At 73.9% G+C, this 11,086-nt stretch carries 9 protein-coding genes and 1 pseudogene; 4 read left to right on the forward strand and 6 right to left on the reverse strand.

Translation table 11 applies throughout. The annotated features are described in order from the left end of the window. Nucleotides 1-286 precede the first annotated feature (286 nt). Entirely contained in the window at nt 287-709 is a 423-nt protein-coding gene (locus tag EF918_RS25710; protein WP_125650971.1) for a YjbQ family protein, read from the forward strand. Between the two features lie 70 nt (nt 710-779). Here EF918_RS25710 and lysX read toward each other — a convergent pair whose 3' ends face one another. Then, nucleotides 780-4,076 (reverse strand): bifunctional lysylphosphatidylglycerol synthetase/lysine--tRNA ligase LysX, encoded by a 3,297-nt coding sequence (gene lysX / locus EF918_RS25715; RefSeq protein ID WP_125650974.1) that lies wholly within the window; start codon nt 4,074-4,076, stop codon nt 780-782. A gap of 60 nt (nt 4,077-4,136) precedes the next feature. Here lysX and EF918_RS25720 point away from each other — a divergent pair, with 60 nt between their 5' ends. After that, nucleotides 4,137-4,598 carry a universal stress protein gene (locus EF918_RS25720; protein WP_125650975.1) on the forward strand — a complete coding sequence of 154 codons (462 nt, stop codon included), beginning with the start codon at nt 4,137-4,139 and terminating at the stop codon, nt 4,596-4,598. A gap of 43 nt (nt 4,599-4,641) precedes the next feature. Here EF918_RS25720 and EF918_RS25725 read toward each other — a convergent pair whose 3' ends face one another. Then, nucleotides 4,642-5,847: a CapA family protein gene (locus EF918_RS25725; RefSeq protein ID WP_125650977.1), complete on the reverse strand. Its 1,206-nt coding sequence runs from the start codon at nt 5,845-5,847 to the stop codon at nt 4,642-4,644. 377 nt (nt 5,848-6,224) lie between these two features. Between EF918_RS25725 and EF918_RS25730 the strand changes: the two genes are divergently transcribed. Together EF918_RS25730 and EF918_RS25735 are read left to right on the forward strand one after the other, a co-directional pair. Next, nucleotides 6,225-6,758, forward strand: a complete 534-nt coding sequence (locus tag EF918_RS25730) for a sigma-70 family RNA polymerase sigma factor (protein ID WP_125650979.1) — start codon at nt 6,225-6,227, stop codon at nt 6,756-6,758. 223 nt (nt 6,759-6,981) lie between these two features. Then, nucleotides 6,982-7,449, forward strand: coding sequence for a hypothetical protein (locus EF918_RS25735; protein WP_125650984.1), 468 nt, complete (start codon nt 6,982-6,984; stop codon nt 7,447-7,449). 1 nt (nt 7,450) lies between these two features. Here the strand turns inward: EF918_RS25735 and EF918_RS25740 are convergent, their stop codons facing one another. The 4 genes and pseudogenes from EF918_RS25740 to EF918_RS37230 form a co-directional block, all read right to left on the reverse strand. Continuing rightward, nucleotides 7,451-7,780 carry a hypothetical protein gene (locus EF918_RS25740; RefSeq protein WP_125650986.1) on the reverse strand — a complete coding sequence of 110 codons (330 nt, stop codon included), beginning with the start codon at nt 7,778-7,780 and terminating at the stop codon, nt 7,451-7,453. Between the two features lie 96 nt (nt 7,781-7,876). Then, the gene (locus tag EF918_RS25745) at nt 7,877-8,737 is read right to left on the reverse strand and encodes an Fpg/Nei family DNA glycosylase (protein ID WP_125650981.1); all 861 of its coding nucleotides are present in this window, start codon (nt 8,735-8,737) and stop codon (nt 7,877-7,879) included. A 44-nt stretch (nt 8,738-8,781) separates the two neighbouring features. Further along, a complete protein-coding gene (locus tag EF918_RS25750; protein WP_260610672.1) occupies nt 8,782-10,851 on the reverse strand; it encodes a SpoIIE family protein phosphatase in 2,070 nt (689 codons plus the stop codon). A 7-nt stretch (nt 10,852-10,858) separates the two neighbouring features. Further along, nucleotides 10,859-11,086, reverse strand: a pseudogene (locus tag EF918_RS37230) (hypothetical protein); the annotation flags it as partial.

Here is an 11,086-nt window from a genome sequence, read left to right on the forward strand (position 1 = left end):
GGGGGAGGCCGGGTCCGGGGGTCCGAGGGTGCCGGCCCGGCCGGGGTTGCCCTCACCTCCGGTGAGCATGCCGGAGGCGGCGGCGATTCCGAGGAAGACGGCGGCACGCAGCAGCACGCGCCGCCCGACTGTCGGCTCGTCATTTTTCATCACTACTACGTATCAACGAGATCGGTACGGATGTCGAGAGGCACGGTCACGCCGGAGCCCCCTCACCCGTTCGGGCCCGCCGCGTCCGGCGCGCACGGGCCAACGCGGTCCCGCGCCTCGGGGCACCATGGACCCCATGAACGCACCTCTGCGCACCCGTGTCCTCGACGTCACCACCGGCACCGACGAGCGCGTCCTCGACCTGACCACGTCCTGCACCGCGTTCCTCGCCGAGGTGGCGGACGGCCGGGACGGGCTGCTGAACGTCTTCGTCCCGCACGCCACCGCCGGTATCGCCGTGATCGAGACGGGTGCCGGCAGCGATCACGACCTGCTGGCGGCCCTGCGGGCGCTGCTGCCCGCCGACGACCGCTGGGAGCATCGCCACGGCAGCCACGGCCACGGCCGCGACCACGTCCTGCCGGCGATGGTCCCGCCGCACGCCACCCTCCCGGTGCTCGGCGGCGAACTGGCCCTGGGCACCTGGCAGTCGGTCTGTCTGGTCGACACCAACGGCGACAACCCCCACCGTCAGGTCCGGCTGAGCTTCCTGGGCTGACCCACGGGGCTGACCCACGAGGCCGACCCCCGGGCCGGGGCGGGCCGGGTCCCGCCCCGGCCGGCCCCGCTCAGCCGCGCCGGACCAGCGGGAAGGGCAGGGTCTCGCGGATGGTGAGGCCGGTGAGGAACATGACCAGGCGGTCCACGCCGATGCCGAGGCCGCCGGTGGGGGGCATGGCGTACTCCAGGGCGTCCAGGAAGTCCTCGTCGAGTTCCATCGCCTCCGGGTCGCCGCCCGCCGCCAGCAGGGACTGCTCGGTCAGCCGGCGGCGCTGTTCGACCGGGTCGGTGAGCTCGGAGTAGGCGGTGCCCAGTTCCGTGCCGAAGGCGACCAGGTCCCAGCGCTCGGCCAGGCGCGGGTCGCGGCGGTGCTGGCGGGTGAGCGGGGAGACGTCGGTGGGGAAGTCCTTGTAGAAGGTGGGCAGGGTGGTCCGTTCCTCCACCAGCCGCTCGTACATCTCCAGCACCACGTCGCCCCGGGTGTCCTCGGGGGTGTGGGGCACCCCGGCGCGGTCGCACAGCCGGCGCAGGACGTGCTCCTCGGTGTCGGCGTCGACCTTCTCGCCGAGGGCCTCGGAGATCGCCCCGTAGACGGTCTTCACCGGCCAGGTACCGGAGATGTCGTGCTCGACGAGCCGGCCGTCGGGCCCCGCCTTGCGGGCGATCGGGGAGCCGAGGGCGGCGGTGGCGGCGCCCTGGATCAGCTCCCGCGCGAGGTCCAGCATCACGTCGTAGTCGGCGAAGGCCTGGTAGGCCTCCAGCATCGTGAACTCGGGGTTGTGCTTGTAGGAGACGCCCTCGTTGCGGAAGGTGCGGCCCATCTCGAAGACCTTCTCCATGCCGCCGACGCACAGCCGCTTGAGGTACAGCTCGGGGGCGATGCGCAGGTAGAGGTCGAGGTCGTAGGCGTTGATGTGGGTGCGGAAGGGGCGGGCGTTGGCCCCGCCGTGGATCTGCTGGAGCATCGGCGTCTCGACCTCCAGGAAGCCCCGGTCCAGCAGCCCCTGGCGCAGCGCCTGCACGGCCGTCGAGCGGGCCCGCACCACGTCACGGGCCTCGGGGCTGGAGACCAGGTCGAGGTAGCGGCGGCGCACCCGGGCCTCGGGGTCGGCCAGGCCCTTGCGCTTGTCCGGCAGCGGGCGCAGGCACTTGCCGGTGAGCTGCCAGTCGCGCACCACGACGGACAGTTCACCGCTCTTGCTGGTGCCGACCTCGCCGCTCGCCACCACGTGGTCGCCGAAGTCGACCTGCCCGGTGAACGCGTCCAGCACGGCCGCGCCCGACTCCTCGCGGGTGAACATCAGCTGGAGGTCCCCGGTCCAGTCGCGCAGCAGCGCGAAGACCACCCCGCCGAGGTCGCGCACGACCATCACCCGGCCGGCGACGGTGACCTCCTCGCCGGTGCGGGCGCTGCGGGGGTGGCCGGGGTGGGCGGCGCGCAGGGCGGCAACGGTGTGGGTGCGCCGGCGGATGCCCACCGGGTACGGGTCGGTGCCGGCGGCGATCAGCCGCTCCAGCTTGCGGTGGCGGACCCGCACCTGCTCGGGCAGCCGCTCCGCGGCCGGCGCCTCCTCCCCCACGGCCTCCAGGCCGAGGTCGGCGATGGCCGGCAGGCCCTCGGTGGTGACGGGGGCGGTCAGGCCCCGGGGGTGGCCGTTGCCCCACAGCTTGCGCAGGCTCGGCACGGACACGAAGCCCTCGGCGACCCCGGAGGCGAGACTCACCCGGGCGAGTGAACCGGCGTCCTGGTAACAGAGGAACCGGGGGTACCACTCGGGACCGTACTTGACGTTGGACCGGTACAGCGCCTCCAGCTGCCACCAGCGGGAGAAGAACAGCAGCAGCCTGCGCCACAGCTTCAGCACGGGCCCGGCGCCGATCCGGCCGCCCTCCTCGAAGGCGGAGCGGAACACCGCGAAGTTCAGGGAGATCCGGTGCACGCCCAGCTTGGGCGCGGTGGCGCACAGCTCGGCGACCATGAACTCCATGACCCCGTTGGGGGCGCCGCGGTCGCGGCGCATCAGGTCCAGGGAGATGCCGTCCTTGCCCCAGGGGACGAACGACAGCAGGGCGATCAGCTCGCCCTGCGCGTCGAAGGCCTCGACCAGGAGGCAGTCCCCGTCGGCGGGGTCGCCGAGCCGGTCCAGCGCCATCGAGAAGCCGCGCTCGGTCTCGGTGTCGCGCCACCGGTCGGCCCGGTCGATGATCCGTTCCATCTCCTCCTGGCCGAGGGCGGAGTGGCGGCGGATCCGGGCCGTGCACCCGGCCCGTTTCACCCGGTTGACGGCCTGCCGGGTCACGCGCATGTCGCGGCCGTCGAGGTCGAAGTGGGCGACGTGCACGATGGCCTCGTCCCCCAGTTGGAGGGCGCTCAGGCCGGACCGGGCGTAGGCGGTGGCACCCGCCTCGGAGGCGCCCATGACGGCGGGCTGCCAGCCGTGGCGGCGGGCCACCCGCAGCCAGGCGTCGATCGCGGCGGACCAGGCCCCGGGGTCGCCGACGGGGTCGCCGCTGGCCAGGCACACCCCGACCTCGACCCGGTAGGTGACGGCCGCCCTGCCGTTGGGGGCGAAGACCACGGCCTTGTCGCGTCGGGTGGCGAAGTAGCCGAGGGAGTCGTTACGGCCGTAGGCGCCGAGCAGGGCCCGGATCCGCGGCTCCTCGTCGCCGTGCAGGGCGGCGTGCATCCGCTGGGAACGGAACAGGGTGGCGGCGGCGTTCAGCAGGGCGAGGGCGCCGAACAGGCCGAGCAGGAAGTACAGCGGGCGGGCCGGCCGGCCGTCGAACTGCCGGGCGGAGAAGAGGCCGCCGAAGACCTGCTTGGCGGCCCAGTCCAGCCGCTGCCCCTCGGGCAGCGTGCCGGGGAACAGCGCGACCAGACCCCAGCCGACCAGGACGGCGGCGAGCAGGCCGAGGCCGAGCACGAGCAGGGCGCGCCAGACGGCGCCGGGCCGGGAGGCGGCGTAGAACTCCTTGCGGCCGGCCACCAGGATGCCGAGGGCGGCCAGCGCCAGGGCCATGGAGGGGCCGCCGATCCAGTAGTCGCCGTCCGCCATGAGCAGCAGATCGACGAGGATCAGCAGGCCCAGATAGGTGACGACGATCCACCAGGCGATCCTCTTGCGGGTGCCGAGGGCGGCGGCGAGCAGGAAGAGGAAGACGGCGTAGGCGAGGTTGGCGCTGACGGGCACCACGAAGATGTCGAGGAACCGCACGAGGGGCAGCAGCAGCCGGCGCAGCGTCGGCGAGAGCGCCAGCAGGGCGCACAGCAGGCCGAGCGCTCCGAAGAACGCGGCGAATGCGTCGGGCACCCGGTTCAGGAAGCGGTTCCGGGTGCCGTGGGGCTCCACGGCGGTCACACTCATGGTTGGCACTGTAGGGAGGGAGGCGAGGGTCCGCTCGCCGGGGCCACTAGCCTCGGGGGCGTGACAGAACATCTGAACACAGCATTCGAACGGGGGACGGACGGCCCGAAGGTGATCCTCGCGGGGATCGACGGGTCGGAGTCCTCACTGCGGGCCGCGGCCTACGCGGCGGGCCTGGCGCGGCGGCAGAACGCGCTGCTGGCGCTGGTGTACGTCCAGCCCGTGATGCCGGCCGGGGCGGCGCTGGGGGCGCCGGTGCCGGACACCACCGACGAGATCGCGCAGGAGCTGGCGGGCGAGATCCGGGCGGCCGCGGAGCGGCTGAAGGGGATCTTCGAGGTGCGCTGGCAGTTCCACACCTTCCGTGGGGACCCGTACGCGGGGCTGGTGAGCGCGGCGGAGGAGCTGAAGGCCGACGCGGTGGTGGTCGGCGCGTCGGAGCAGGCGGGGCACCGGATCGTCGGCTCGGTCGCGGTGCGGCTGGTCAAGGCGGGGCGCTGGCCGGTGACGGTGGTCCCCTAGGCTCGGCGGGCCGGGTGCGGCCGTCCTCGGTGGTGCCCCGGGCTCAGCGGCCCTCGGTGAGGCCGTCCTTGGCGGCGCCGCGGCCGAGGACCGCTTCGGTGATGGCGTCCTGGGCGGTCCGGTAGGCCTGGTCGTTCGGGTCCTCGGCGAGGGCGGCCGGCAGGTTGACGACCCGGCCGGCGTCGAGGTCGTACCACTGCGGGACGAACTCCGCCTTGGTCACCTGCCAGCGGGCGCCCGGGGTGGCCGGGGGCTCGAAGCGGAAGCGGCCGAGGGAGCTGTAGTTGCCGCGCGGGTCGAAGGCGCCGGAGTGGTTGAACATGGTGCCGGCGACCTGGTCGCCCATGCCGTAGACGATCCAGGTCCCGTTGACCTTCTCGTACGCCTGCGGGATGTGGGCGTGGGTGCCCAGGATCAGGTCGATGTCGGGGCGGCCGTCGGTCCGCGAGGCGGTGAGCGAGCGGCCGAGGGTGAGCTGGCGGTCGTCGGGCTCGGTCTGCCACTCCGTGCCCCAGTGGAGGCTGACCAGCACCACGTCGGCGCCGGCCTTCCGGGCCGCGCGGGCGTCGGCGACGATCTTCTTCTCGTCCGTCAGGTTGACCGCCCAGGGCCGGCCGTCGGGCAGCGGGTAGCCGTTGGTGTCGAAGGTATAGGCCAGGTGCGCCACCTTGGCCGAACCCGCACGGTACACCGGGGGCCGGGCGGCCTCGGCCGCGGTGCGGGCCGTACCGGAGTGGCCCAGACCCACCGTGTCGAACCGGTCCAGGGTGCGGCGCAGCCCGTCGGCGCCGTCGTCGAGGGAGTGGTTCGAGGCGGTGGAGCAGCCCTCGTAGCCGGTGGCCTTGAGCGCGTCGGCGATCTGCGGCGGGGAGACGAACGCCGGATAGCCGGAGAACGGGCCGTCCTCGTCGCCGTAGACGGTCTCCATGTGGCACAGGGCCAGGTCGGCGGCGGAGACCACCGGCTGGACCCCGGCGAACATGGGCCGGAAGTCGTAGCCCTCGCCGCCCGCGTCGGTGCGGGCGCGCTGGATGACGGAGGGGTGCGGCAGGACGTCGCCGCTCGCGACGAGGGTGAAGCCCCGGGCCGGTCCGGACCCGGTGGGGGCCGTGGACGACTGGGCGCCGTGCCCGCCGCCGAGCCGGGCGCCGGCCGGGGCGGAGTCCCCGGGGGCCGAGCAGCCTGCGGCGGCCACCAGCAGGGCGGCCGTGAGGACCGCGAGGGCCCGTGGTGCGCGGCGCTTGGTCATCGTTCCCGCCTTCGTCCGGGCCGTCCGCGGGCGGCTCGGCACCACGGACGCCCCACTGAAAAGACTGCCCATACGACTATCTGATGATCTGAATTCATAGGAGGGGGTGCGCGAAGTCAAGCAACGGCACCGCCCGCACGGGCGCCCCTCCCCCGGACGGCCCAGCGCGGCGCCGCCCCGGCGAGGGGCGCCCGGCGGGCGCGGCCGGATCCGCCTGCCGTTCACCGCGCCGTTCGACCGTTCGTCGTCCTGAGCGGCCGCCCGTCGGACCGCCCGGGCGCTTGGGCGCACGGCCCCCACCGAGCGGTTCCCGGTCGGCGAAGCGCAGGTCAGGGTGGGTGTGCCGAGCCGTTCGCCCACCTCGGAAGGAGCCACCGGTGCCCCTCTCCCCCACCCTCCCGCGCACAGCCCCCGAGGCCCTGGCCGCGCTCCAGCGCGACCACGGGCGGGCCCTGTTCGGCTTCCTGCTGGGCCTGACGGGCGGTGACGCACAGCGCGCCGAGGACCTGGTGCAGGAGACCCTGGTCCGCGCCTGGCAGCACCCGGAGGCGCTGGAGAGCGCCCACGAGTCGATGCGGCCATGGCTGTTCACGGTGGCGCGGCGGCTGGCGATCGACGCCCGTCGGGCCCGGCTGTCGCGGCCGCTGGAGGTGGACTCCGAGGGGCTGGAACAGGCGCCGTCGCCGTTCGACGGGGTCAGCAGCTCGGTCACGGCGATCGACGTGCGGCGGGCCGTGGGAAGCCTGGGGCCGGAGCACCGCGAGGTACTGATGCAGGTCTACTTCCGCGACCGGTCGGTGGCCGAGGCCGCCGCGGAGCTGGGCATCCCGGCGGGCACGGTCAAGTCGCGGACGTACTACGCGCTGCGGGCCCTGAAGAAGGACCTCCAGGGGTACGGACTGGGCGCCTGAGCCCCGGAGCACGACCGGAGAAATGACCGGAAGACGCTCGAATCTGGCGAAGAGCGCACAGAAATCGGCACCAAACCGTTCAAGTTGAGTAAACATCCCCCGCCTTACGAGCCCGTGGGGGAAGGCTCGGCAGGGACGGCGAGAGGTACGACGCGCGGGAGAAGGTGGAACGGTGCAGCCCGAGGGTACGAACGGCACCAGTGACGGCGGGCTCGCGGTGCCCATGGCGTGGCTCTACGCGGAGTACATCGCGGACGAGCTGCTCCGGACGGGCCGGCTGATCCCGGCCAGCTCGCTGGAGTTCCGGGCCGGCCGCGACACCCTGGCGCTGACCATCTACCTCTCGGACGCGGCCGGCGAGCTGTCCGGGATCCGGGTGGTCTCCCAGCTCGACGAATGGCTCTCGCTGACCGCCTACGGACACCCCTGGCGCGACTGGGTGCGCACCCGCTTCCTGCAGCTGGGCGAGGAGGCCCGGGAGCGGGGCGACCGCGGCGAGGACGCCGACCTGGAACTGGCCCGGGCCGCCTGGCGCTGGCTGGAGCGCACCGAGCTGTTCGCCACCGACCTCGACCCCGACCCCCACGACCACCAGGCCGCGCCGCTGGTGCCGGACGAGGACGAGCGGGTGTGGACCCCGGCGTGGCAGCTCGGCCTGCCGCTGGGGCACCTGGCGATGCACCTGTTCTGACTCAGGCCTCGCGGTCGGCGACCAGCCCGGTGAAATCGGCCTCGTTGCGCTCGGCCCGCCGCACGTACCGCCGGGCGATCAACCACATCACCGGGTACACGGCCACGCCCAGCGCCGCCCAGACGAGCGTGCCGCCGTGCCGCCCCGGCAGCATGAACAGCAGCGGCAGCGTCGCCACCAGCAGGGCCAGGGCCACCAGCGCGCCCAGCCCGGCCCGTAGCTGGCTGCGCATCAGCGAGCGGACGTAGGTGGTGCCGAGGGTGGTCTGTTCGGAGATCTCCGACCGGGCCGGGGCGTGCGCGGGCGGGCGCGGGCGGGCACCGCGCGGCACCCCGGTGACGACCTCGCGCCGCGGCGGGTCCTGCTGCTCCTGCGACACGGTCGGCGAGTCTACGCCGCCGCCCGCGCCGTCGGGGAGGGTCGCGGGCTATTTCAGCAGCCGGGACAGCCGCCGGTCGGCCAGTGGTTTGCCGCCGGTCTGGCAGGTGGGGCAGTACTGGAGGGAGGAGTCGGCGAAGGACACCTCCCGGATGGTGTCCCCGCAGACCGGACAGGGCTCCCCCGTGCGGCCGTGCACCCGCAGCCCGCTCTTCTTCTCCGCCTTCAGCCGTCCGGCGGCCACGCCGTGGGAGCGGGCCACGGCCTCGCGCAGGGTCTCGCGGACGGCCGTGTAGAGGTGGGTGGTCTGCTCCTCGTCGAAGGAGGCGGCCAGCTTGAACGGGGAGGTCTTCGCGACGTGCAGGATCTCGTCGCTGTAGGCGTTGCCGATCCCGGCGATCACGCTCTGGTCCCGCAGCACGCCCTTGATCTGCCGCCGCTCCCCGGCCAGCAGGGCGGCGAACGCGTCCCGGTCGAAGCCCTCGGCGAGCGGGTCCGGGCCCAGCCGGGCGATGCCGGGCACCTCCTGCGGGTCGTGGACGACGTACACGGCGAGCCGCTTCTGGGTACCGGCCTCGGTGAGGTCGAAGCCGCCGCCCCCGGCCAGGGTGACGCGCAGGGCGAGCGGGCCCTTGCCCGGGCGCGGCGGGCGGTCCGGGAAGGCGTCCTGCCAGCGCAGCCAGCCGGCGCGGGCCAGGTGGGTGACGAGGTACAGGTCGCCGACGGCGATCGCGAGGAACTTGCCGTACCGGGCGGTGGGCCCGGCCTGCCGGCCTTCCAGGGCGCTCGGCGGGGGGTCGTAGGTCTTGAGCACGCTGACGGCGAGCGGGAGGACGCGTTCGACCACCCGCCCGGTGAGGTGCTCGTCGAGGAACTCCCTCAGTGCCTCGACCTCGGGCAGCTCGGGCATCCTCCCAGCCTGCCGAACCTCCGCCCGGAACGCGAGCGGGACGCTCAGGTCAGCCCGAACTCGCACCACACGCACTTGCCGCTGCCCCGCGGCTCCACGCCCCATACGTCGGCCAGCCGGTCGACGAGCATCAGGCCGCGCCCCGAGACCCCGGACTCGCCGGCCTCGCGGCGCCGCGGCAGCGCGCTGGAGCGGTCGGCGACCTCCACCCGGAGGCGGCGTTCGGTGCCGTGGCCCGGCAGGACGCGGAGGGTGACGATCGCGGGGCCGTCGGTGTGCATCAGGGCGTTGACGATCAGCTCGTCCGCCACGAGTTCGATCTCGTCGGTCCGATCGCGGGCGCCCCAGGCGCGGACCGCGGCGCCGATCATGTGCCGGGCCGAGACCAGGGCCTCGGGGTCGCCGGGGGCGACGTGCTGCTGGAGCCGGCCGCCGCCGGGCGGGGCGTCCTCGACGTGCCGGCGCAGCAGCAACAGCGCCATGTCGTCGTCCCCGCCGCGCTCGTCGACGATCCCGCAGAGCAGGTCGGCGAGCTGCTGCAGGCCCGCGGGGCCTTCCCGGATCAGGCCGCTGAGGTGCTCGATGCCGTCGTCGAGGTCGGCGCCCGGCTGCTCGACCAGGCCGTCGGTGCAGAGCACGAGCGTCTCGCCGGGGTCGAGTTCCACCGTGGTGACCGGGTACTCCAGCAGCCCGAACTCCGCGGACAGCCCGAGCGGCATCCCGCCCGTCACGGGCAGCCGGCGGGTCTCGCCGTCGGGGGCGCGCAGCAGCGGGTCGAGGTGCCCGGCGCGGACCAGCTGGACCACGCCGGTGGTGAGGTCGGCCTCGGCGTAGATGCAGGTGGCGAAGCGGTCGGTGTCGAGTTCGTGGAGGAAGACCGAGGCGCGGGCCATGACGGTGGCCGGCGAGTGGCCCTCGGCGGCGTAGGCGCGCAGGACGATGCGCAGCTGGCCCATGACGGCCGCGGCATGGGTGTCGTGGCCCTGGACGTCGCCGATGACGGCCCCGACCCGGCCGCCGGGGAGCTGGATCACGTCGTACCAGTCGCCGCCGATGTCGCGGCCCATCCGGGCGGAGCGGTAGCGCACGGCGATCTGGGCGCCTGAGGCGGACGGGATCCGGCGCGGCAGCATGGCCTGCTGGAGGCCCTCGGCGATGTCGTGCTCCTGCTCCAGCAGCATGGCGCGCTGGAGGCTCTGGGCGATGGAGCTGCCGAGGGCGACCAGGAGGTTGCGTTCCTCCTGGGTGAAGCCGTCCTTGTCCTGGTAGAGGAGGCCGATGGCGCCGATCGGCCGGGCCTGGGCGATCAGCGGCAGGTAGGCGGCGGCCGAGATCTCCATGTCGGTGATCTTCGACCAGAGGCCGGGGTAGGTGGTGGCGAACTCCTCCGCGGAGTCGATGAACCGGGGCTGGAGCGAGCGGACGACCTCGCTCATGGGGTAGTTCTCGTCGATCCGGGTGTAGCGGGTGCCGGGGACGAAACTGCCCTCCGGGCCTTCGGCCACCAGGTGGATGCGGCCCGCCTCGACCAGGCCCATGACCATGCCCATCGAGCCGAGCCGTTCCAGGCCGTGCGAGTCGCTGAGCGCGTTGATGACGTCCCGGACGGTGCGGGCGTGGGCGAGCGCGGCCGTGGTGCTCTCGACCACGGAGGTCTGCCGGCGGCGCTCCTCGTCCAGGCCGAGCCGCTCGGCGGAGTGGCTCAGCTCCTCGGTGGCGTCGCGGACGATGCCGATGATCCGGTACGGCCGGCCGGCCTCGTCCCGCAGGACGCGGCCCTGGGTGTGGGTCCAGCGCAGCCGCCCGTCGCGGCAGCGGATGCGGAAGTAGGCCCCGTAGGTCTGGGTGCCGGTCTTGAGCGCGCTGGAGACCAGCGCGTCCAGCCGGAGGGCCTCGTCCGGCGGGACACGGGGGCGCAGCGACTCCGGCCGGCCGTCGTAGTCCTCCGGGGCCGTGTCGAAGACCTCCAGCGCCGGTCCGTCCATGTGCATGAGCCCGGTGACCAGGTCCCAGTCGAAACTGCCCATCCGGTTCAGCGCGAGGGAGAGGTCCGGGTGTGCGGGCCAGTCGTCCGGCAGCGATACGGTGGTCGGCACCGGTCCACCATGACACACCGGCGGGTCAGGCGCTCTCCAGCTCGTAGTTCGGCTCGGGCACCACCTGGGCGTCGGGGACCGCTTCGGGAGCGGTGCCCGGGTCGGTGGGGTCGAGCGGGTCGAGCGGGTCGAGCGGCAGGTTCGGGTCGGCGAACGGGTCCAGGGTGAGGCCTTCGGGGTTCTCCAGCAGCCCGTCGGGCCGGGTCGGGGCGAGGCCGGGGTCGGTGGGCAGGCCGGTGCCGGGGTCCGAGGG

Source organism: Streptomyces sp. WAC06614, from assembly GCF_003949795.1.
In the GTDB taxonomy this organism is placed as follows: Bacteria; Actinomycetota; Actinomycetes; order Streptomycetales; family Streptomycetaceae; genus Streptomyces.

Excerpts from the sequence above, each read along its gene's own strand:
- lysX (WP_125650974.1), bottom strand. The coding sequence starts at position 4,076 with ATGAGTGTGACCGCCGTGGAGCCCCACGGCACCCGGAACCGCTTCCTG.
- EF918_RS25725 (WP_125650977.1), bottom strand. The coding sequence starts at position 5,847 with ATGACCAAGCGCCGCGCACCACGGGCCCTCGCGGTCCTCACGGCCGCC.
- EF918_RS25745 (WP_125650981.1), bottom strand. The coding sequence starts at position 8,737 with ATGCCCGAGCTGCCCGAGGTCGAGGCACTGAGGGAGTTCCTCGACGAG.
- EF918_RS25735 (WP_125650984.1), top strand. The coding sequence starts at position 6,982 with ATGGCGTGGCTCTACGCGGAGTACATCGCGGACGAGCTGCTCCGGACG.
- EF918_RS25710 (WP_125650971.1), top strand. The coding sequence starts at position 287 with ATGAACGCACCTCTGCGCACCCGTGTCCTCGACGTCACCACCGGCACC.